Genomic DNA, 21,709 nt, shown 5'->3' with positions numbered 1-21,709 from the left:
TGCAAAGGGTTGAGCTTGGGTCACGAGGGCCGGTGGCGTCAAATGCAAAGCGTGGTTATGCGCTGACTGCATCGCCGGCAAGGTCCAGCGTATGCAGCACCTGTGGGAGCTGGCCTTGCCAGCGATGGGCTGCAAAGCAGCCCCTGGAATCGTCAGACACAAAAAAGCCCCGCCAGCGTGAGCCAGCGGGGCAAAAGGCCGGTCAGAAACCAACCAAAGGAGCTATTGAATCAGTTCACCGCCGCCACGCTCTCGGCCTGCCAGCCACCACCGAGGGCCTTGTAGATGGCGACAATGCCGCGGTACAGGTCGACTTCACCCTGGGCCTGGGCGTCTTCGGCGCTCAGGCGTTCGCGTTCGGCGTCGAGCAGCACCAGGTAATCGACCGTACCTTCACGGTAGCGAATCGAAGCCAGCTCCGCCGCCTTGCGGCTGGCTTCGCTCTGGCGCAGCAGGGCCAGCAGGCGTTGCTGACGTTTGCTGTAGTCGCTGAAGGCGTTTTCCGACTCTTCCAGGGCCAGCAGCACCTGCTGTTCATAGTTGGCGAGCGCGCCCTCGGCATCGGCATTGGCGCCGCGCAAACGGGCGCGCACGCTGCCCAGGTCAAAGGCCGCCCAGGTAATGCTCGGGCCCAGGGCCCAGGCTTTGGCGGCTGACGAGCCCAGTTGCGAACCGCGCCCGGCGGTAAAGCCCAGGAAGCCGCTGAGGCTGACCCGTGGGAACAGGTCGGCCGTGGCCACGCCGATGTTGGCGGTGGCGGCGGCCAGTTGGCGTTCGGCGCTGCGGATATCCGGGCGGCGCTTGAGCAGCTCGCCCGGGTCACCCACCGGCAGCGCTTTGGCAATGGCCGGCAGTTGCGCCGGTGACAGGTCCACCGCCAGGGTGTCCGGGCGCTGGCCGAGCAGGGTGGCGATGCGGTTGCGCGCCCGCACCTGTTCGGCCTGCAGTTGCGGCACGCTGGCTTCGACCGCCGCCAGGCGGGCATCGGCACGCACCACGTCAAGGTCGTTGCCGACCCCGGCGTCGCGCAGGGTTTCGGTAATGCCACGCGAATCCTGCTGGGTCTTGAGGTTGGCCAGGGCGATCTTCTCGCGCAACTGTGCACCGCGTAGCTGGCCGTAGGCGTCGACCAGCTCGGCGATCAGGCTGACCTGCAACTGCTGCAGGTCGGCCTGGGCGGCATCCTGCTCGGCTTCGCTGGCTTCCAGCTGGCGCTGGATACGGCCGAACAGGTCCAGTTCCCAGGCCATGTCCAGGCCCAGGTCGTAGCGTTCGCTGTTGACCCGGTCCTCGGTCTGGCCGGGGACCTGGCCCTTGCCCAGGTCGCTGCTGGCACGGCTGGTCACCGTTGGCAGGGCGTCGTTGCTGACATCGTCGCGAATCGCCCGCGCCGCTTTCAGCCGGGCGAAGGCCACGCGCAGTTCACGGTTGCCGTCCAGCGACTGGCTGACCAGCGTGTTCAGCACCGGGTCGTCGAACTGCTTCCACCAGATGCTTTCGAAGCGGCTGCGGTCGAATGTAGCCTTGGCGCTCGGCTCGTTGGCGGCGCTCAGTTGCGCCGCTGCGGTATCCGGGGCCTTGTAGTCCGGGCCCACCGCACACGCGGCCAGGGCCAGGACCAGCAGGCTGGGCATAAAGAGTTTCACACTGCGGTTCATGCATGAGTCTCCAGCTTCAGCGCACGCGCCGCTTTGCGGGCCTGGCTGCGTTCCACGTAACGGCGGATCAGGACAAAGAACACCGGCGTCAGCAGCAGACCGAAGAAGGTCACCCCGATCATCCCGGAGAACACCGCCACACCCATGGCATGACGCATTTCGGCACCGGCACCGGAAGAGAACACCAGCGGCACCACACCCATGATGAAGGCGATCGAGGTCATCAGGATCGGCCGCAGACGCAGGCGGCAGGCTTCCAGTACCGCGGCCAGCGGGTCGAGGCCTTCGGCCTGTTTGTCCTTGGCGAACTCGACGATCAGGATGGCGTTCTTGCACGCCAGCCCCACCAGTACGATCAAGCCGATCTGGGTGAAGATGTTGTTGTCGCCACCGGACAGGATCACCCCGGTGATCGCCGACAGCAGGGTCATCGGCACGATCAGGATCACCGCCAGCGGCAGGCTCCAGCTTTCGTACTGGGCGGCCAGCACCAGGAAGGCCAGCAGCACGCAGAGCGGGAAGACGAACAGCGCGGTGTTACCGGCGAGGATCTGCTGGTAGGTAAGCTCCGTCCATTCGAAGGTCATGCCGTTGGGCAGTTCTTCCTTGAGCAGCTTCTCGATGGCCTTTTCCGCTTGCCCGGAACTGTAGCCGGGCGCTGCGGCACCATTGATCTCGGCGGTGATGAAGCCGTTGTAGTGCATGACACGGTCCGGCCCCGAGGTGTCACTGACCTTGATGAAGGTCGCCAGCGGGATCATCTCGCCCTGGTTGTTGCGCACCTTGAGCTGGCCGATCTGCTCGGCTTCGAGGCGGAACTGCTGCTCGGCCTGGACGTTGACCTGGTAGGTGCGGCCAAAGCGGTTGAAGTCGTTGGCGTACAACGAACCCAGGTAGATCTGCAGGGTGTCGAAGATATCGCTGATGGCGACACCGTGGGTCTTGGCCTTCTCGCGGTCGATGGCGGCATCGACCTGTGGCACGTTGACCTGGTAGCTGGTGAACAGCCCGGCCAGTTCCGGCACGTTGTGGCTCTTGGCGATGATGTTCTGGGTTTCCTTGTACAGCGCTTCATAACCCAGGTTGCCACGGTCTTCGATCTGCAGGCGGAAACCACCGATGGTGCCCAGCCCCTGTACCGGCGGCGGCGGGAAGATCGCAATGTAGGCGTCTTCGATGTCGGCGAACTGCGCGTTCAGTGCGGCGGCAATCGCGGCGGCCGACTGGCTCGGGTCCTTGCGCTCATCGAACGGCTTGAGCGGGGTGAACACGATGCCGCTGTTCGGGCTGTTGGTGAAGCCGTTGATCGACAGGCCCGGGAAGGCCACCGAGTCGGCTACGCCGGGTTGCTTGAGGGCGATCTCGCTCATCTTCTTGATCACCGCCTCCGTGCGGTCGAGGCTGGCGGCATCCGGCAGTTGCGCGAAGGCCACCAGGTACTGCTTGTCTTGCGCCGGGACGAAACCGGTCGGCGTCGAGGAGAAGCCCAGCCAGGTCATGATGATCAGGCCGCCATAGACGAACAGGGCGATGCCGCTGCTGCGGATGACCCGGCCGACCGCGCCGACGTAGCCATGGCTGGCACGGTCGAAGAAGCGGTTGAACGGGCCGAACAGCCAGCCACCGAGCAGGCGTTCGAGTACTTTCGAGAAGCGGTCCTTCGGTGCGTGATGCTCCTTGAGCAGTACCGCGGCCAGGGCCGGCGACAGGGTCAGGGAGTTGAAGGCCGAGATCACCGTCGAAATGGCGATGGTCAGGGCGAACTGCTTGTAGAACTGCCCGGTAAGGCCGGAAATGAACGCTGCCGGCACGAACACCGCGCACAGCACCAGCGCCGTGGCGATGATCGGCCCGGTCACTTCGCTCATGGCCTTTTGCGTGGCTTCCAGGGGCTTGAGGCCCAGGCCGATGTTACGTTCGACGTTCTCCACCACAACGATGGCGTCGTCGACCACGATCCCGATGGCCAGTACCAGGCCGAACAGCGACAGGGCGTTGAGCGAGAAGCCGAACAGGTGCATGACCGCGAAGGTACCGATCAAGGATACCGGCACGGCCACCAACGGGATGATCGAGGCGCGCCAGGTCTGCAGGAACAGGATGACCACCAGCACCACCAGGATCAGCGCCTCGAACAGGGTATGCACCACCGCTTCGATCGAGCCGCGGACGAACACCGTCGGGTCATAGACGATGCTGTAGTCCATGCCTTCGGGGAAGTCCTTCTTCAGCTCGGCCATTTTCCCCCGGACCTCGTCGGAGATCTCGATGGCGTTGGAGCCAGGACGCTGGAAGATCGGGATGGCCACCGCCGGCTGGTTGTTCAGCAGCGAACGCAGGGCGTACTGGCTGGAGCCGAGCTCGACCCGGGCAATGTCTTTCAGGCGAGTGATTTCGCCATCGGCACCCGAGCGAATGATGATGTTCTCGAACTCTTCCTCACTGACCAGGCGGCCCTGGGTGTTGACCGACAGCTGGAAGCTGGTGGCCCCTGGCGCAGGCGGCGCACCCAGTTGGCCGGCAGCCACCTGGCGGTTCTGCTCGCGAATGGCCGCAACCACGTCGCTGGCGGTCAGGTTGCGCGAGGCGGTCTTGTTCGGGTCGAGCCAGACCCGCAGCGAGTAGTCGCCCATGCCGAACAGCTGCACGTCACCGACACCGCCCAGGCGGGCCAGTTCGTCCTTGATGTTAAGGATGGCGTAGTTGGACAGGTAGAGCATGTCGTAACGGTTGTCCGGCGAGGTCAGGTGCACGACCATGGTCAGGTCGGGCGAGGCCTTGTCGACGGTGATACCGATGCGCGTCACCTCCTCGGGCAGCTTGGGCTGGGTGCGGGTCACGCGGTTCTGCACCTGCACCTGGGCGTTGTCCAGGTCAGTGCCCAGGGCAAAGGTGATGGTCAGGGTCAGCTTGCCGTCGGCGGTGGACTGCGAGGACATGTAGAGCATGTTCTCCACCCCGGTAATCGCCTGCTCAAGCGGCGCGGCGACGGTCTCGCCGATCACTTTGGGGTTGGCGCCGGGGAAGTTGGCGCGCACCACCACGGTGGGCGGCACCACTTCCGGGTATTCGCTGATCGGCAGCTGGAACAGCGAGATGCTGCCGGCGATCAGGATCAGCAGCGACAGCACCGCGGCGAAAATCGGCCGGGTAATAAAAAACTTGGAAAAATTCATCGGACTGATCCCTTAACCGCGCGGTGCCGAGGCACTGGCGAGTTTTACGCTGGGGTTGACCACGACCTTGCCCTGGGTGCTGGCTTCGAGTGCCTGACGTTGTTGGGCGAGGGCGGCGATGGTTGCGTCACTGGCCATTGGCGTGTCCTGCGGGTCGACCGGCGAGCCCGGGCGTACCCGTTGCAGGCCCTTGACCACGATGCGGTCATCCTTGCTCAGGCCGTTGCGCACAATGCGCAGGCCTTCGAGCTTCGGCCCCAGCTCCACGGCGCGGTAGGCGGCCTTGTTGTCCTTGTCCATGACCAGCACGAACTTCTTGCCAAGGTCGGTGCCCACCGCTTCATCGTTGATCAGCACCGCCGAGTAGGTGGCGCTGCCGACCAGCTTCAGGCGCGCATACAGGCCCGGGGTGAACTGGCCATCCGTGTTGTCGAACACCGCGCGGCCACGGATGGTGCCGGTCTTGGGGTTGACCTGGTTGTCGACGAAGTTCATCTGCCCCAGGTGCGGGTTGCCGCTTTCGTTGGACAGGCCCAGGTACACCGGGGTGCTCTGGCCGCGCTGGCCATCGCGCGCCAGCTGGGTGTACTTGAGGTACACGCGCTCGTCGGCGTCGAAGTAGGCGTAGACCTTGTCGGTGGAGACCACGCTGGTCAGCGGCGTCACGTCGGCAGTGACGATGTTGCCGGCAGTGAACTGGGCACGACTGACCCGGCCGCTGATCGGCGCGGTCACGCGGGTAAAGCTCAGGTTCAGGCGGGCCAGGTCGAGCTGGGCCTGGATTGCGGCAACTCCGGCGCGGGCTTCGGCGGCGGCGCTGGTGCGCGATTCGGCAAGCTCGGCGGAAATCGCGTTGCTGCTGCGCAGGCGCTCGCCACGTTGGGCTTCGTTTTCACTGCGGATGGCGGTGGCGCGGGCTTGTTGCAGTTGGGCTTCGAGGCGGCGGACCTCAGCCTGGAACGGACGTGGGTCGATCTGGAACAACAGATCGCCTTTTTTCACCTGGGCGCCTTCGGTGAAGGCCACCTGGTCGATCTGCCCGGAGACGCGCGGGCGCACCTCGACGGTTTCCGGCGCTTCCAGGCGGCCGGTGAACTCGTCCCATTCGTTGATCGGTTGTTCCAGAACCTTGGCCACGCTGACCTTGGTCGCTGCCGGTGCCTGCACGGCCTCCGGGGTGCGACCGCAGGCACTCATCACCACTACAGCCAATAGAGCAAGGGGGTAACGCAAAGGTTTGAGTGACTGTTCCATGGGGAGTCCGCCAATTTATTGATAGTGGGCGGATTCTGCGATCTGGAACTATTAACGACGAATCGAATGGGGCGAAGGTTATTATCATTGGGAATGATATGAGGGCATCTGGCCTCATCGCGGGTCAAGCCCGCTCCTACAGGCCTGCATCAATCCTGTGGGAGCGGGCTTGACCCGCGATTGAAATTACAGCGACCGCAAAAACGCTCGCAACGCCCGGCGATCCTCAGCCAGCAGCGCCTTGAACCGCTCCCGCGCCACAGCCCCTTCACCACCATGCCACAACACCGCCTCCTCAAGCGTACGCGCGCGGCCGTCATGCAGGTAGCCGGCGCCAGGGTTGATCCGCTCGATCAGCCCCAGCCCCCACAGCGGCGGGGTACGCCACTCGCGGCCGGTGGCCAGGTAATCGTCACGGCCATCGGCCAGGCCCGGGCCCATGTCATGCAGCAACAGGTCGCTGTAGGGCTCGATCTGGCGCGCTGACAACAGCGGGTACAGCGGATGCTGCCCTGTGCTCAGGTGCGGGCGGTGGCACTGGGTGCATCCCGCTTCATTGAACAGCCGCTCGCCACGCTGCACCTCGGGATTGTCCAGGCCTCGCCGCGGCGGTGGCGCCAGATGCGCGAGGTAGAAGTGCAGGTCGCCCAGTTGCACGGCATCGAGCTCCGGCTCACCGCCACTGACCGCCTGGCGACAGTCCTGTTGCAACGCCGTGCAGTTCTGTTCAGGGTACAGCGCCGAGGTAATCCCCAGATCACCGTGCAGGGCGCTGGCAATCTGCTGACGCAGGTCCGGCTGGTTGGATTTGAGGCCGAAGCGCCCGGGCTCAAGGCGTTGGCGCTCGACGCTCCACACCTGGTTGACGCGGCCCTTCACGCCATCAGGCTTGGGGGCGTCGGCCAGCGCTTGCAGGGTGCTGGCCTCGATGGCTTCGAGCAGGCCCAGGCCGAACACCGGTGAGCCGACCCGCATCGAGGTGTACACGTTATCCAACGGACCATAGCTCAGCTCGCTGAAGCTCAGCCGTGGCGAACGCAGGCCGATGCGCTCAGCATCCGCCAGGGTCACAAACTGCTCTTGCCAGCGGACATGCGCCCGGCCTTCACCGGCCACACCGGGAATCCCCGACTCGTTGAGCTGATCGCCATAGGCCGGATGCGGCAGTGGCCCGCCATGGACGTCGCGCCCGGGCAGCGAGAGGCGGACCAGCAGCGTGCGCAGCGGTTCGTGTTCGCTGGCAGGTGCCTGCCCGCGACCATTTTTCGGGTGGCAGGCAATGCAACTGATGCGGTTGTACAACGGCCCCAGGCCATCGACCGCTTCGTCCCGCGAGGGGGTGATCACCCAGGCCTGGCGGAACAGGCTGCGGCCGTGGAAGAAACGCTCCCGTTGCTGCGGGTCATCCAGGCCTGGCAAGGGTTGGGCGAAGGCCTCACGGTTGATGGCGGCAGGCTCGGCGCTTGCGTTCAGGCTCAGCAGTGCGCCAAACAGCAGCCAGAGACCGCAGCGCTTCACAGGCCCATGGCCGCAAGCAGGCGCTCGGCTTGCGCCTGTTGCCTGGCGCTATGGAACTGCCAGGCGATTTCCTCACGGCCCAGCGCATCCTGATCGCTGACCGGCTGGCGCAGCATGCCGTGATCCTGGCGTTGGCCAAACAGCGCCAGCAGCGTGGCTGAGGTGGCTTGATCCTCGTCGATGGGCGGCACGCTGAGGAACTCGCGCACGGCGGTCAGGTCACGGCCCTGGGCTTCACCGGCATGCACCCGCGCCCACAAGGCGCTGAGTTGCTCATGGGGCTGGCCGAGCCATTGCTCAAACAGTGAGGTGATCAGCGCCAGGCGTTCGCGCGAACTGTCGTTCGCGTAGGCATAGCTACCTTGGCGTGCAGCGGCAAAGGGGTCGTGATAATCCGCCGGCAGTTGCGCATAGACGCCGGGGCGCACCGGCAGTTTGCGAATGTCCGGATCGGCCAGCAGGGTTTGCCCCTCGGGCGACAACACAAAGCGCACGAAGGCCCTGGCGCCCTCGACCTGCTTGGCGGTCCGGGTGATGGCGATATGCGCCGGGTTGAGGCCGCCATGGGTGGGATAGACGAACTCGACCGGCTGGCCGTTGCTGACCGCCGAGGCAACGAAGAAGTCGATCGACACCCCCACCACCGAGCGCCCGCTGGCCACCTCGTCACTGACCAGGGCGCCGCCGCGGCTGACCAGCCGCGATTGCCCGGCGAGCTCGCTCCACAGTGCCCAGCCTTTATCCCAGCCGTAGGCCTGCAGAACGATGTCCAGCAGCACCGGGGCAAAGCCGACCTGGGCCGGGTCGGGCAGGGCGATGCGCCCGCGCAGGCGGGCATCGAGCAGGTCCGGCCAGTCCCGCGGGGCGCGCAGGCCCAGCGAGTGCAATTCGCCCGGGTTGATGGCAAAGCCGTAACCGGCGAGTTCCGTGGCCTGGTAGCACGCATCGCGATCGCGCAGGGCGATGCCACCCAGGCGTGGCGGCAAACCTTGCAGGTCGACACCCAGCGGCTGCCAGCCAGCATCCTTGGCCAATCGGCTGAAGTTGCCCGGTGACGGCGCCCAGTACACATCGACACCGCCTTGATCCGCTTGACGCAAATAGGGCAGGGCATCGAAGCCCTGGCGCCAGAGGATCTGCAGGCGATAGCCGGGGTTGGCGCGCTCGAAGGCCGCTTCGAAGCGCGTCATCATCTCCTCGGGGTAGCTGGTCAACACCACCACCGGCTGCGGCGCTGCGGCTTGTGAGCTGGCCGAGCCCAGCACCAGCGCCAGCAGCCAGGCCTTACAGCGGCACATTGAACTGTACGAAGTAGTTGCGGCCAATTTCCGGATACCCCTCGCTGTATGCATAAAGACGGTCGAACAGGTTGCGCACGCCCGCCTCGATGCGCAGGTCATTGCTGAAGCGGTAGCCGCTCTTGAGGTTGTACACCGCGTAACCGCCGCTCATCTGGCTGCCATCGGACAGGTTGTAGCGCCGCGACGCGGCTTCGACGCCGGCGGTGTGGCGCCAGGCATCGAGGTTCAGGCTGGCCGAGGCGAACAGGTTGTGGCGCGGTGTGTCGATCGGGTGCAACTCGGGGTTGCTGCGGTTTTCGCGATCGAGGTAGGTGTAGCTGGTGTTCAATTCCCAGTTGCCCAGGTCACCGCGCAGGCCCAGTTCAACGCCCTGGTTACGCGCCTTGGCGATGTTCTGGTATTGCCCGCACGGTGCAGCGCAACCGGCTACCGGGGCGACGGTGACCTGCTGGATGGAATCTTCGATGTTACTGACGAACAGCGCCGCATCCAGGGCCCAGTGCGCCGCCAGCGCACCGCTGTAGCCCAGCTCGTAATGGGTGGCGCGTTCGGATTTCAGGTCGGGGCTGGGGATGACCGTGCCAAAGCGCGTCGAGTAGCGATCCTTGATGGTCGCAAAGCGGCTCTTGCGCGCCACGGTCAGGCGCACCTGGCCGTTGTGATCGATGTTCAGCAGCGGGCCGGTGTTCATGAACAGGCCCAACTGGCTGTTGAGCGCATCATCGCTGCCGGTGGGTTCGTCATACAGGGTCTTGACCCTCGGCGACGCGGCGTTGGTGCCGAAGTTCTCGGCCTCCAGGCTTTTGCGGTAGTTGTACGAGACGCCGCCGACCACGCTGAAAATCTCGTTCAGGCGCAGGGTGTCTTCCAGGGCGATGGACTGGGTCTGGTCGCGAAAGTGCGTTTGCGGGTCGCTGCCATCGTGGGAGCGGTGCAGGTCTTCCTTGAAGTGATAGGCGATGCCCAGGCGATTGCTTTGGCTCAGGGCCAGGTCGCCTTCGACCGAGAAGCCGGTGGACTCATCGTCGTACTTGCTCGGAAAACCCGGCTGCATCGCGCCAGGGTTGCCGTTGTTGTAGACGAAGCTTTCCAGCGAGTTCTTGAAGGTGTCGCGGTACACCCGGGTTTTCAGGCCGTGCTCGCCGAAGCGGGTGTTGGTGGCCAGGAACAGGCTGGTCTTGTCCCATTGCGGCCACTCCCACCAGCGTTTGCGTTGGCCGCTTGCCGGCAGGTCGCCGGCGTAGGGTGGCTGGCCCTTGCGGCCTGCCTGCTGGACATAGCCGAGCACGTACTCGTCGGTGTCGTTGGGGGTAAAACCGAGCTTGAAGCTGAACTTGCCGTCACGTTTGTTGCTGTTTTCGCGGCGGCCGTTGCCTTGCTGATTGTTGCTCGGCTCGAAGTCGTCCGGCAGCATCGTGTAGTCATAGTCAACATAGGACACGCCGCCCTGCATCCACCAGGCACCCTGGTTGGAGCCGAGGTTGGCATAGCTGCGGTAGGCGTTGACGTTGCCGTGGTCGGTCAGCTCCAGGCCGCCGCCCACTTCACCTTCGAAGGCCTCGGTGGGCCGCCGGGTAATCAGGTTGATCGCACCGCCCAGGGTGTTTGGGCCGTACAGCAATGAGGCAAAGCCCTTGGCCACCTCGATGCGCGACAGGTCGTAGGTGGTGAAGCGGCCCAGGTCGATATTGCCGTCGTAGGGTACGTAGGTGGGGATGCCGTCGATATAGACCGGTACCTGCAGACGGTCAAAACCACGCACATACACCACCTGCTCGGCGCGCCCGCCCATATAGGCGAGGTTCACCCCGGGCGCCAGGGCCAGGGCGCGGTCGACGGTTTCACGGTCGTGCAGGCGCATGTCTTCGAGCTCGACGACGCTGCTGCCGGTTGCCAGGGCATCATCCTGCGGGGCGCCAATCTGGATTTCGCCGAGACTGAAGGTTTTTTTCTGCTCTGCCAGGGCGGCCTGGGCACTGATGGCAGCCAGGGCGAGCAGCAGGGTAGGCGGGGCGAACGGCTTCATGGCGCTCCTTTATCGGTATCGTTATGTATTTTGTTATATAGCGAATGGCGCAAAACGGCCGACGGCTCCCTCCCCGGAGCAGTCAGGTCGTATCGGTCAAGCAGGCACGCGCATCGGCAGAACGCCGCAGATACTAGAGGCAGGCGTGGAAATTGACAACGCTATATAAAAATTAATATAGCGCTTTGCTCATAGGCTGGGTTCGGCTAGCGCTTGCACTCGGCCAGCACCACCTTGCAGGTCGCCGGCAGGCCGCCCGAGCGCCCGGCATAGCGCATGCAGTTGTTCATGGATTTTTGCCGGGCGATCTGCAAGGTCGCGCCCCAGGCCAGCCCGCCTTCACCCGCGCTGGGCACGGCTTTGGCGTGGCAGTTGGACCCTGCGTTGGCGGCCTGGTAGGAGGCTTTGGGTTTGCTCGAGCAGCCGGGCAGCAGCGCCAGGCAGAGGGCGAGCAGGCAGGTGGTGAAAACGGTGCTGTTCATATCAAAGGCTGTCCGGACCGCCGAAGAGGGCTGTACCCGGGTGTGCCCCGGTGCTGATCAATTATAGGCAGTGGGCAACAATGTTTGTCGGGTATTTTGAGCGCAAAGCGTTCGGCCTGAGAGAGCAGGGTAGACCTGTGTGTTGCATTCACCGGTTGAATCCACAGCTCAAAGCGGACGGTCGAACGCGTACGTTCCTCGATGGCTATTGCAAAGGCTGGATTGCAGCGCTCCGAGTACCGGCGAACGCACTTGTGCCAAGCCAGCGCCACAAGTTTTGCGCATCCTGCACAGCGCCGTCCACACGCAGCTCTTGCGACTGAAGAACCTCCCTTGGTGTACGGTCGCCAGTCCACACCTCGGTCAATGCACGCACGCTAGAGTCCACGACGAGCGTGAGTTCGCGTCCGGGGTCGTCGCGGCACAGATCTGCCACACCATGTTCGACCACCAGCCACCACGCTTGCTCGCCGGACCGCGCGTCGCGGAACCTGAAGTGAATGACCACCGGTCGGGACGGGAACATCTCGATGCGCGCGAACCGGCGCACGTCCCACATGAGCAGGCCCGCGTCGAGCTCGTCATCGCGAAGACGACTACCTATCCAACGGGCGCCCCAATGGCCTAGCGCCATTATGATGGGGCGCAATGCCTCGCCTGCCTCGGTCAGGCTGTACTCCCAGACTTTGCCTGTGGCTGTGCGATGTACGACACCGATATCTTCCAAGTGGCGCAGCCGCTGTGCCAGCAAGCTGGTGGACATCCGTGGTACGCCGCGGTGCAGTTCATTGAAGCGCTTGCTGCCGCATAGCAGCTCGCGCACGACCAAAGGTGTCCAGCGCTCGCACAGTGCTTCAGCGCCGCGCGCGACCGTGCAGAACTGACCGTAGCTTTCGTCCATCGCCTGTACTCCGCAACTACAACGCTTCAGATTCTGAACTAGCCTCGCGACTGCGCCAGGTGCACGCTGAAACCTGCGAAAGCCACCGCCCGAGGAGAACGCCATGACCATGATAGCCATCATTCAGCGGCCGCCCGTGCTGCTCGATCGCAGCGCGACGATCGCTCGAGCCGTGCAATCAGTTGCTGAGGCTGCGGCGGCCGGAGCCGCGTTGATTGTTTTACCCGAATCGTTCATTCCAGGTTACCCGTCGTGGATCTGGCGGCTGGCGGCGGGAAAGGACGGGGCCTTGATGGGGCAGTTGCACACGCGTCTGCTGGCCAACGCCGTTGATATCGCCAACGGTGACCTGAACGAATTGTGCGAGGCCGCCAGCGCCCATGCCGTGACCATCGTATGCGGCATCAATGAATGCGAGCGGCGTAATGGCGGCGGCACGCTCTACAACAGCGTAGTCGTTATCGGTGCGAACGGCGAAGTGCTCAACCGGCATCGCAAGCTGATGCCCACGAACCCCGAGCGCATGGTCCATGGATTCGGTGATGCGTCCGGATTGCGTACGGTCGATACACCCGTCGGGCGCATTGGTACGCTCATCTGCTGGGAAAACTACATGCCCTTGGCGCGCTATACATTGTATGCCCAAGGCGTGGAAATCTACGTCGCGCCCACGTACGACGCCGGCGAGGGCTGGATCAGCACGATGCGTCACATTGCACTCGAAGGTCGATGCTGGGTGCTCGGCAGTGGCACCGCGTTGCGCGGCAGCGACATTCCCGATGACTTTCCGGCGCGCATGCAACTGTTTCCCGATCCGCAAGAGTGGATCAACGACGGCGACTCGGTGGTGGTCAACCCGCAAGGCCGGATCACAGCCGGTCCATTACACCGAGAGGCGGGCATTCTGTATGCAGACATCGACGTGTCACTCGTGGCGCCAGCGCGGCGGACGCTTGACGTCACCGGGCACTATGCGCGCCCTGACATTTTCCAATTGCAGGTGCGCCGCGCGCCGGCGACAGCGGTGCGCTTCATCGACGGATGAAGCCAACCGCCCCCCTGGCGGTCCATTCCAACCTCAGCGATGTGTGTAACAACTGATCAAGGAGTCATGTCATGAGCATTCAAAAGTCTTACAAGGGCAGTTGTTTTTGCGGCGCAGTCGAGTTCACCGTCAGCGGTGAGCCAGCGGCAATGGGCTATTGCCATTGCGAGTCGTGCCGACATTGGTCAGCAGCGCCGGTCAATGCCTTCACGCTGTGGAAACCCGAGGCGCTGCAAGTAACGCGGGGGGCTGACAACATTGGCACCTACAACAAGACACCGCAGAGTTCTCGCAAATGGTGCAAGCGTTGCGGCGGGCATATTTTCACCGAACACCCGGAGATGGGGCTCATCGACGTGTATGCCGCAGTCATCCCGGATTTCGCGTATTCGCCAGGCGTTCACGTCCACTATCAGGAGACCAGGCTGCGGATCAAAGACGGGTTGCCCAAACTGAGGGATGTCCCTAGCGAATTAGGGGGATCGGGCGTCAGCGTGGACGAATAGCGCTGGTACCGTCACGGACTTCAGTAGACCCGGTTTTATAGACGCTGCGACGGGTCGTTAAGGGTCGTTTGCTGCCTGTTGCGAAGGGCAGTAAACGGCCAAATGCGGTCGTTCAGTAAAAAGTGAGAAATTTCCAATAGGTGTTTTTATCGCAATAGACTTAACCCGTTCTTAGCGTCCGAGTGAGGGCGGCCCATAAAGTTCGGTTTCCCAGTCTTCAAAAGGTGGCGTCACTTTGAAAGATGGGTCGCAGTAGGATCTTAGGTAGTCAGTCGCTCTCCTTTGGGCGTGGGTGAAATTGAGTACATTGCCTTCATTGTCCATCTCTATCACGTTCGCAAATATCGCGAACACCATCTCAATTGCACTTGGCTCTGACCCATAAATATCCAGGTACTCCACGTTTTTTAGCATGTAGTGGGTACCACTTGCCATGAAGTACGCAAACGTTCGGAGTGCCCCGCTGAAGTCATTACTTAGCTTTTCCATGTCAATTTTCCGTAGCCAATATTCTGGTTTGATTGAGGGGCGAGTTATATCCCGTCCCGAGCGAAAAAAATGGTTTGTACCGTTAACCAGGTTCTAAGAATACACAACAGTACCAGGCGGCAATTTTATACCGCGCAGAGAGCGGTAACAGACCCCATTCCCGTACACAAGGCCCGCATCCAGGGCTTGAGCTTTAACCACTAACGTTCGCAGCTTATGGATAAGCCGAGATAGCCGCCCCCTGAATAACAGCGGTTGAATCGGCCGCCGTGGTTGCCTGGGATACTGAACTTCACCTAGATATTCCCGCCAGCTTGTGGGACGCCGATACAGCTGCATTTCGAAGTTGTTCAGAATTTCCAATGCGTTATTTAGATCGTCACTTCTGAGGCAGAATTTTACGTTTATTGACGTAATGCTCATCCCTGCATCTCTTTGAGCATATCGTTCAAAAGCAGGTGCTATCAGGTAAAAATAACCAGACGAATGAAAGCAATCAGATCTGAAAACAATTTGGTCTTGAGCGTCTAGCTGCCACAATTGCTCTGTTTTTTTCGAGGTATATAAACCGATGATGTGATGCATGTGACAATCCTGATTACTGACATGCTTATTGGTGACGGCAAGCACAATAACTTGCGAGGACTTAGCATAGCAGGCCCATGCCATCCATTTGCCACGGCTTTGTCCGCTTCTGGCAGTGGATTCAACCGGTCGACGCTGTCAGCTATGGGTCGAGAGCCGTCTGTCGCGAACGGCTGCTATTGACCCATCTGGCCGGCGTTACCCCTTGGTCAGATCAACCAGCGGCGTCTGCCGCACCTCGGTTTCGCGCCCACCCTGGATCTCGCCCACCTGTTTCAAGGCCTTGTCCACAGCCGCCTTATCCGTCAATAAGCTGTAGCTGATGTGGAACTGCCTGTGTTCCTTCGGCCCGATTGTCGGCACCAGGTTCAGTGGCCGCTGGTAACGGCGGTTGTAGGAAAAACTCGTTCCTGGCTCCAGCCCTGTGACATAGCCCTGGCCTTGGGTATCGGTATTTTTCCACAGGGAAAACACGGGCAGTGTCCGAGTATTGAAACCGACTGAAACGCCCAGGCTGCCTGCCTTGTTATACAACACGGCCAACGTATCGCCCTTGGCATCGGCATACGGCACCACGTTATACACCGTTTCGTCATAGTCCTTGGTGGGTGCGCGGTAGACTTGCCAGTCGGGCAGATCGCCCCTGGCCTTGTCGTTGAACGGCGACACCTGTTTCACCGGCGCGGCGAAACGAGCGTCCTGTTCCAGGAACGGGGTGCTGAAGTTGCTGTGATACAGCGCCTGGTATTCCTTCGGATAGTCGCCGTTGTTGGTTAGGGTGTCGTTGAGGGTGAACCCCACGCTGCCGGGTTCGGTGACCACTTCGGTAGCGACGGAGAAGTCGACCTTCTTGAATACCTGCTCTTTCAGTTCGCCACGCAAGGTGATGGCGTACGGTGGTTTCTCATCGATGTGCAGGGTGACTTTGTTCGCAGGAATGTTGGCGGCCCGGCCGTGCAGGGTCAGCAGTTCGCCGTTGTCGACGCCGGGGTGGCCGACCCATTCGTAACCGCAGCGGGCGACCAGCTCGTTGAAACCTTCCAGCCAGCCTAGACCATTGCGCCCATTGAGTTCGATGAAGGACGGGTTGACCACTTCCTTGACCGGCGAATCCCAGCCCATGCGCACATTACCGACCGAGGCCTGCAAGACGTTCATTCCGCGAGTCGGCACTACCGAAAGTTTCATCGTACCGTTATCGATGTCGACAATGCTGACACCCTCCTGCCGACCTCCGTGCAAGGTGCGCAGGGTAACGCTGAAGGGCTTATCGGTTTTTACGCCAAGTAGCTGGCTAGTGATCTGCCAGTTCTGGGCGGCTTTTTCGGTGTCGAGCAGGACGTAATCCCAGGCCATGGCGTGGGAGGCCGCGGACAGGGCGCTGAGAGCAACGAAGAGTTTGAGGGGGGACATGGCAGCAGCCTTTCTTGGAGTTGTGCCTTTTTATAGACTTACAGAAACGTTTCAGCAAGCTGAATAAGTGAGGCTTCCGGCAAATGTCAGGAATCATTTGGAGATCAACTACGCCAGAAATCTTCGGCGCATTTGTTGGCCAGCGCAGCCTGCGGCAGCGATTACGGTACACAGGTTGCTTGACCGCTTTGGGTCGTTAGCTGTCGTTTGCGAGTGATGCTTTCGATCCAAAGCTGCCCCAAAAACGATTTTAGATAACCCAGCCTCACGATGTTACTGCCCGTCAAAGACGATGAACTTCAATCTGGAGCCCCTCACCCTCATCCGGGGCGCGAAAGTAGCTAGTGATCAGATCGAACTCCGCGTCAGTCGCCGCAAACTCATGTTCGGCGCGGTTGTTGCGAAGATGCAACCTGTCTCGACAGGTGTCATCGTCCACCTCGATGTAATGGACACAATGAGAAACCTCGGCTGCATCAGCCAAGTCACGCAACCATTGTCGATCTTGAGGAGTATTAGCGGGAAAATCCAAAACCACAGTCACGCCAGCCTTCAGGACATCGATGACGAGCGGGCCCAGTACTTCCCGCATCTGGCGTGCAAGGCGCACATAATCGGTCACTGACTTGATCTGATCAGGGTAAAGCCGTGAGAGCCAATGATCCTCACTCAGCAGGATTGCGGATCGTTCGGCTGCCAAGCTTTTGGCCAGCGTTGATTTGCCGGAAGCAATCTTGCCTGACATGAGATGAAGCACTGGTTTGGTCATGGGGACGTCTCCTTGTCGAACCCCGATGATGCTTATTGAAAAGTGTCTAAGCAACAACCGAGCCGACATTCAGGAGCGAGTTGGTTCTTTATACGCAATGAGTTCTCCATCACACGCTCACGTGTCGAGACGCTCGGTACGGCTGACAGCGACCTGCCGCCCGCGCTTCAGGTCGACTCCCGCCAGGATCAGCAGACCGACGACGAAATAGCTGCCAGTAATCAGCATCGCCAGGCGGTGATCGCCTGCGGACAGCCAACTGGTCAGGCCGTAAGTCATCGGGCCGAGGATTGCCGACAGTTTGACCGCCAGCCCCCAGAGGCCGAAGAACTCCGCCAGCCGTGTCGGCGGCGCAAGCAGGCCGACTATCGCCCGTCCGGCCGATTGGCTGGCGCCCATGCACAGACCGGCAAGGTTGGCGGCCAGCCAGAACAGCCCGGGGCCGCGCGCGACCCAGACCAGAGCGACCATGCCCAGCCAGCCCAGCAAGGTCAGCGCCAAGGTGGCGCGATGGCCGAGGCGGTCCTGCAGCCAACCGAACAGCACTGCACCGATGGAGGCCGTGATATTCACCACTAGTATCAGCAGCAGCGTGTCTTGGGTACTGAAGCCCATGACCTGATTGGCATAGATGGCAGCCAGGGTGATCACGGCCGAGATACCGGCCTGGTAGCAGACCGTGCAGGCAAGAAAGCGCAGCAGGTCGCGATAGCGCCCGGCTTCGCGTAGCGTCTGCGCGAAGCGCGCCAGCACCGCTTGTGCGACAGGCATGTCGCCGCACACGGGCTGCGGCTGGCTGCGTTCGCGCAGGAACAGGAAGGTCGGCAGGCTGGCGACGGCGAACAAGGACGCGGTGATCAGCATGCACACCGGCACGAACTGCGCCGCAGTCTGGCCCTGCGCCTGGGCCCAGCTGACGAAGGCCAGGCAGGCGCCCAGGCTGAACAGGCCACCGATATAGCCGAATCCCCAGCCCCAGCCGGACACCTTGCCCAAGGCCTCCACACGGGCGAGTTCGGGCAGGAAGGCGGCGATCAGGTTTTCGCCGCTGCCGAAACAGAAGTTGGATAGCACGATGAAAAGGATCGCGACACCGAGTTCCCCGGGTCCTGCCAGCGCGAGTCCAGCGGTAAATACGACACAACCGACGGTACTGAACAGCAGCAGGCGTTTCTTGCAGGCGAAGGCGTCGGCATAGGCGCCAACCAGCGGCGCGCTCAGGATGATCAGGGCGTAAGAGAGGGCTATGGCGCTGGTCCAGGCCAGCGTACCCCAGGCTTCGCCTTTGGCGACCACGGCGACGAAGTAGGCGTTGAACACGGCGGTGATCACCACCGTCGTGTAGCCGGAGTTGGCGAAATCAAACATCGCCCAGGCCCAGAGTTCTCGGCGTGTCACTCCGGGGGCAAGGCTGGCTGGCATGGCGATCCCTCTACAGGGCTGTGGCGAGGGTAAAGCCCTCGCCACAGGTGCAATGTTCGTCTCAACGTCCTTAACCGACTGGTATTGAGCCTAGCCCTGGCCCACCCTTCCTGCGAGCGTATAATGGCAATTGGCAAGGATTTACACGCAGAGTTTCCTGTCATGAGGGGCCGCCGATGTCTCGTCCGCCTCCAGACCCCCGCGCCGTTCCCCATTACGATGGGGGCGCGGAAAAATTGCTCGAAATTGTCCAGCGCACTGTGGTCGAGCTGCACCCGCAAGCGGCAGAAGGGGTGCACGTTACCTTGCACAGCGTGCTGGACCGGGACCTGGGCGTCGACAGCCTGGCTCGAGTCGAACTGTGGTCACGTATCGAGCACGAATTCGGTGTGCGTTTGCCAGAACACCTGTTCGCCTCGGCGGACACCCCCGCCGATGTACTGCGCGTGCTGCACAGCAGTCATGGCGCCGAGGCCGTCCGTCCGTTGCCCGCCAGTGACGCTAGCGAAGCCCTGACAGCAACGGTGCAGACGCCGGACGCCGCGCGGACCCTGATCGAGGTACTGGACTGGCATGTGCGTCATCAGCCGCAGCATCTCCACGTACGCCTGCTAGGTGAAGGTGACCAGCAGGAAGCGATCAGCTATGGCGCCTTGCACCAGGGCGCCCTGGCCGTTGCCGCAGGGCTGCAACGCAGTGGCTTGCGGGCCGGTCAGACCGTGGCCCTGATGCTGCCCACAGGCCGCGACTTTCTCCAGGGTTTTCTCGGCATCCTGTTGGCCGGTGGGGTGCCGGTGCCCATCTACCCGCCGCTGCGCCTGTCGCAGATAGAGGAGCATCTGCGCCGCCAGGCCGGCATCCTGCACAACGCCGAGGCCAAAGTGCTGATTACCGTGACGCAAGCGAAGCTGCTCGCCCGCCTGCTCCGGCCGCAGGTCCCGAGCCTGGTCCGTATCGCCAGCGTGGCCGAGTTGACGGGCGAGGGGGGCGAGTGTGTCACACCGTTGCGGCAACCGGATGACATCGCCTTCCTGCAGTACACCTCGGGTAGCACTGGCCAGCCCAAGGGCGTGATGGTCAGCCATGCCAATCTGCTGGCCAATCTGCGCGCCATGGGCAGGGCGCTGAAGGTGGGCCCGCAGGACGTGTTCGTCAGCTGGCTGCCCATGTACCACGACATGGGCTTGATCGGTGCCTGGCTGGGCAGCCTGTATTACGGCTACAACCTGGTGCTGATGTCACCGCTGGCTTTCCTGGCACGGCCGGAGCGTTGGCTAAGGGCCATCGATAGCTTGCGCGGCACCTTGTCGGCGGCGCCCAATTTCGCCTACGAACTGTGCCTGAACAAACTCGCTGACAGTGACCTCGAGGGCCTGAACCTGAGCAGTTGGCGGCTGGCCTTCAACGGTGCCGAACCGGTCAGCCCGGATACCTTGCAGCGCTTTACCGAGCGCTTCGTACGCTACGGTCTGGCGCCCACTGCGTTGACGCCTGTCTATGGGCTGGCCGAGGCCACCTTGGGCGTAGCCTTTCCTCCCTTGGGCCGAGGGCCGCTGATCGACCGGGTGCAGCGAGAGGCGTTCCAGACCCGTGGCACTGCACTGCCCGCCGAAGCGGACGCCAGCGCAACGCTGCGCTTTGTCTCCAGCGGCCGGCCGTTGCCGGGGCATCAGATTCGTATCGTCGATGGTCGCGGGGTCGAGCTCCCCGAGCGCAGCGAAGGTCACCTGCAATTCACTGGGCCATCTACCACCGCAGGCTATTACCGTAACCCCGAAGAGACCCGCCGGGTGTTGCGCGATGGCTGGATCGACTCGCTCGACTTCGCCTACATGGCCGCTGGAGAGGTCTACCTGACCGGCCGCGCCAAGGATCTGATCATTCGGGCCGGGCGCAACATCTACCCCTACGATGTCGAAGCGGCGGTCGGCAACTTGCCCGGTCTGCGCAAAGGCTGCATTGCGGTGTTCGGCAGTCCTGACCCGGCCACCGGCACCGAGCGCCTGGTGGTGTTGGCCGAAAGCTACGAGAAGGAAGCTGCCGCGCGGCAACGCCTGCAGCAGGAGGTCAACCGCATCGTGGTCGACCTCACCGGGGTGTCGCCCGACGATATCGTGCTGGCACCGCCGCATAGCGTACTGAAAACCTCCAGCGGCAAGATTCGCCGTGCTGCCAGTCGCGAACTGTATGAGCGCGGTGAAGTAGGCCGGCCACACCTCGCTGTGTGGCGCCAGCTGCTGCGCCTGGTGCTGCAGGCCGTACGCGGGCATTTCCGTCGCAGCTGGCGGAGCGGCCGCACGGCGCTATATGCCGCTTACATCTGGCTGCTGTTCTGGTTGGTCACCCCACTGACCTGGCTGGGCGTCGCGCTCCTGCCGCGCCAGCGTTGGTGCCGCAGCTTTACCCGCGCGGCCGCACGGCTGTTCGTGTGGTTGACGGGTGTGCCGTTCAGCGTCACAGGGCTGGAGCACCTGCCTGAGTCTGGGGCGAGCGTGCTGGCGGTAAACCATGCCAGCTACCTCGACGGCGTCATGCTCTGCGCGGCCCTGCCGCCGCGATTCAGCTTCGTTGCCAAGCGCGAACTGGCTGGACAGTGGATCGCCGGCCGGTTCCTGCGCAAGCTCGGTGCCCGCTTCGTCGAACGCTTCGACCTGCAGCGCAGCGCCGCGGACACCGGGCACCTGGCCGAGGCGCTAGAGGCTGGCCAGCCGCTGGTGTTCTTCCCCGAGGGAACCTTCACCCGCGAGCCAGGCTTGCGAACGTTCCACATGGGTGCCTTCGTGCTCGCCGCGCGTACCGGCGTGCCGCTGCTGCCGGTCGCAATCCGCGGCACGCGCCGGGTGCTGCGCGACGGTCAGTGGTTCCCGCGTTACGGTGCAATTCACGTCAACGTCTGCTCGCCGCTGTTGGCGCAAGGGCCGGACTGGACGGCGGCAATCAAGCTGCGGGACACGACGATAGCGATGCTGCTAGAGCATCTGGATGAATCGGAACGCGCCCAGCGCGCTGGATAGGCGACTACTGTGCTGTCGTCGTCTGTCCAGGGCCGGTTATAGCGTGGCATACGTCAACAGCGAAACTGGATTGGATCAATCATCACCGACACGAGCTGACCAGGGCGGCTGCAGGTGCCGAGCAATAGCACACTCCAACACCCAGGCCAA

At 62.6% G+C, this 21,709-nt stretch carries 15 protein-coding genes; 3 read left to right on the top strand and 12 right to left on the bottom strand.

Translation table 11 applies throughout. The annotated features are described in order from the left end of the window. Positions 1-230 precede the first annotated feature (230 nt). The 8 genes from BV82_RS15485 to BV82_RS15450 all read right to left on the bottom strand — a co-directional run bounded on the left by BV82_RS15485 (position 231) and on the right by BV82_RS15450 (position 12,316). Entirely contained in the window at positions 231-1,658 is a 1,428-nt protein-coding gene (locus BV82_RS15485) for an efflux transporter outer membrane subunit (protein ID WP_036995146.1), read from the bottom strand. Beyond that, positions 1,655-4,834, bottom strand: a complete 3,180-nt coding sequence (locus BV82_RS15480) for an efflux RND transporter permease subunit (protein WP_036995144.1) — start codon at positions 4,832-4,834, stop codon at positions 1,655-1,657. Before BV82_RS15480 ends, BV82_RS15485 begins: the two co-directional genes overlap by 4 nt. Before the next feature lie 12 nt (positions 4,835-4,846). Next, a complete protein-coding gene (gene mexE / locus BV82_RS15475; protein WP_010223589.1) occupies positions 4,847-6,088 on the bottom strand; it encodes a multidrug efflux RND transporter periplasmic adaptor subunit MexE in 1,242 nt (413 codons plus the stop codon). A 186-nt stretch (positions 6,089-6,274) separates the two neighbouring features. Beyond that, positions 6,275-7,606 (bottom strand): di-heme oxidoreductase family protein, encoded by a 1,332-nt coding sequence (locus tag BV82_RS15470; RefSeq protein ID WP_081839649.1) that lies wholly within the window; start codon positions 7,604-7,606, stop codon positions 6,275-6,277. Further along, the gene (locus BV82_RS15465; protein ID WP_010223588.1) at positions 7,603-8,904 is read right to left on the bottom strand and encodes an ABC transporter substrate-binding protein; all 1,302 of its coding nucleotides are present in this window, start codon (positions 8,902-8,904) and stop codon (positions 7,603-7,605) included. Before BV82_RS15465 ends, BV82_RS15470 begins: the two co-directional genes overlap by 4 nt. After that, on the bottom strand, positions 8,891-10,933 hold the full coding sequence (locus BV82_RS15460; RefSeq protein ID WP_010223587.1) for a TonB-dependent receptor plug domain-containing protein: 2,043 nt from the start codon (positions 10,931-10,933) through the stop codon (positions 8,891-8,893). Before BV82_RS15460 ends, BV82_RS15465 begins: the two co-directional genes overlap by 14 nt. A gap of 206 nt (positions 10,934-11,139) precedes the next feature. Continuing rightward, positions 11,140-11,415, bottom strand: a complete 276-nt coding sequence (locus BV82_RS15455) for a hypothetical protein (protein ID WP_036995142.1) — start codon at positions 11,413-11,415, stop codon at positions 11,140-11,142. Between the two features lie 205 nt (positions 11,416-11,620). Further along, positions 11,621-12,316, bottom strand: coding sequence for a winged helix-turn-helix transcriptional regulator (locus BV82_RS15450; protein WP_026001361.1), 696 nt, complete (start codon positions 12,314-12,316; stop codon positions 11,621-11,623). Between the two features lie 103 nt (positions 12,317-12,419). On the opposite strand from BV82_RS15450, the gene BV82_RS15445 reads away from it, so the two are divergent. Next, positions 12,420-13,361 (top strand): carbon-nitrogen hydrolase family protein, encoded by a 942-nt coding sequence (locus tag BV82_RS15445; RefSeq protein ID WP_026001360.1) that lies wholly within the window; start codon positions 12,420-12,422, stop codon positions 13,359-13,361. Between the two features lie 71 nt (positions 13,362-13,432). Continuing rightward, positions 13,433-13,867, top strand: a complete 435-nt coding sequence (locus BV82_RS15440) for a GFA family protein (RefSeq protein ID WP_036995134.1) — start codon at positions 13,433-13,435, stop codon at positions 13,865-13,867. A 171-nt stretch (positions 13,868-14,038) separates the two neighbouring features. Here BV82_RS15440 and BV82_RS15435 read toward each other — a convergent pair whose 3' ends face one another. The 4 genes from BV82_RS15435 to BV82_RS15420 all read right to left on the bottom strand — a co-directional run bounded on the left by BV82_RS15435 (position 14,039) and on the right by BV82_RS15420 (position 18,545). Continuing rightward, positions 14,039-14,356: a DUF7677 family protein gene (locus tag BV82_RS15435; protein WP_010223582.1), complete on the bottom strand. Its 318-nt coding sequence runs from the start codon at positions 14,354-14,356 to the stop codon at positions 14,039-14,041. A 783-nt stretch (positions 14,357-15,139) separates the two neighbouring features. Continuing rightward, positions 15,140-16,354 carry an aldose 1-epimerase family protein gene (locus BV82_RS15430; RefSeq protein ID WP_036995132.1) on the bottom strand — a complete coding sequence of 405 codons (1,215 nt, stop codon included), beginning with the start codon at positions 16,352-16,354 and terminating at the stop codon, positions 15,140-15,142. A 283-nt stretch (positions 16,355-16,637) separates the two neighbouring features. Then, positions 16,638-17,123, bottom strand: coding sequence for a P-loop nucleotide/nucleoside kinase family protein (locus tag BV82_RS15425; RefSeq protein ID WP_010223580.1), 486 nt, complete (start codon positions 17,121-17,123; stop codon positions 16,638-16,640). Between the two features lie 117 nt (positions 17,124-17,240). Continuing rightward, positions 17,241-18,545 carry an MFS transporter gene (locus tag BV82_RS15420; protein WP_036995130.1) on the bottom strand — a complete coding sequence of 435 codons (1,305 nt, stop codon included), beginning with the start codon at positions 18,543-18,545 and terminating at the stop codon, positions 17,241-17,243. Positions 18,546-18,721: 176 nt separating this feature from the next. Between BV82_RS15420 and BV82_RS15415 the strand changes: the two genes are divergently transcribed. Beyond that, positions 18,722-21,559, top strand: a complete 2,838-nt coding sequence (locus BV82_RS15415) for an AMP-binding protein (protein ID WP_036995128.1) — start codon at positions 18,722-18,724, stop codon at positions 21,557-21,559. The last annotated feature ends 150 nt before the right edge of the window (positions 21,560-21,709 follow it).

This window comes from Pseudomonas donghuensis, assembly GCF_000696345.2.
Taxonomy (GTDB): Bacteria; Pseudomonadota; Gammaproteobacteria; order Pseudomonadales; family Pseudomonadaceae; genus Aquipseudomonas; species Aquipseudomonas donghuensis.
Note: the sequence above shows the minus strand (reverse complement) of the source record. Positions and strands in the feature narration are given on the sequence as shown.

Bases quoted from the DNA above. Each gene is read 5' to 3' on its own strand.
- BV82_RS15435 (WP_010223582.1), bottom strand. From the start codon at position 14,356: ATGGAAAAGCTAAGTAATGACTTCAGCGGGGCACTCCGAACGTTTGCG.
- BV82_RS15420 (WP_036995130.1), bottom strand. From the start codon at position 18,545: ATGCCAGCCAGCCTTGCCCCCGGAGTGACACGCCGAGAACTCTGGGCC.
- BV82_RS15430 (WP_036995132.1), bottom strand. From the start codon at position 16,354: ATGTCCCCCCTCAAACTCTTCGTTGCTCTCAGCGCCCTGTCCGCGGCC.
- BV82_RS15440 (WP_036995134.1), top strand. From the start codon at position 13,433: ATGAGCATTCAAAAGTCTTACAAGGGCAGTTGTTTTTGCGGCGCAGTC.
- BV82_RS15465 (WP_010223588.1), bottom strand. From the start codon at position 8,904: ATGTGCCGCTGTAAGGCCTGGCTGCTGGCGCTGGTGCTGGGCTCGGCC.
- BV82_RS15455 (WP_036995142.1), bottom strand. From the start codon at position 11,415: ATGAACAGCACCGTTTTCACCACCTGCCTGCTCGCCCTCTGCCTGGCG.
- BV82_RS15480 (WP_036995144.1), bottom strand. From the start codon at position 4,834: ATGAATTTTTCCAAGTTTTTTATTACCCGGCCGATTTTCGCCGCGGTG.
- mexE (WP_010223589.1), bottom strand. From the start codon at position 6,088: ATGGAACAGTCACTCAAACCTTTGCGTTACCCCCTTGCTCTATTGGCT.
- BV82_RS15460 (WP_010223587.1), bottom strand. From the start codon at position 10,933: ATGAAGCCGTTCGCCCCGCCTACCCTGCTGCTCGCCCTGGCTGCCATC.
- BV82_RS15425 (WP_010223580.1), bottom strand. From the start codon at position 17,123: ATGACCAAACCAGTGCTTCATCTCATGTCAGGCAAGATTGCTTCCGGC.
- BV82_RS15415 (WP_036995128.1), top strand. From the start codon at position 18,722: ATGTCTCGTCCGCCTCCAGACCCCCGCGCCGTTCCCCATTACGATGGG.
- BV82_RS15450 (WP_026001361.1), bottom strand. From the start codon at position 12,316: ATGGACGAAAGCTACGGTCAGTTCTGCACGGTCGCGCGCGGCGCTGAA.
- BV82_RS15445 (WP_026001360.1), top strand. From the start codon at position 12,420: ATGACCATGATAGCCATCATTCAGCGGCCGCCCGTGCTGCTCGATCGC.
- BV82_RS15485 (WP_036995146.1), bottom strand. From the start codon at position 1,658: ATGAACCGCAGTGTGAAACTCTTTATGCCCAGCCTGCTGGTCCTGGCC.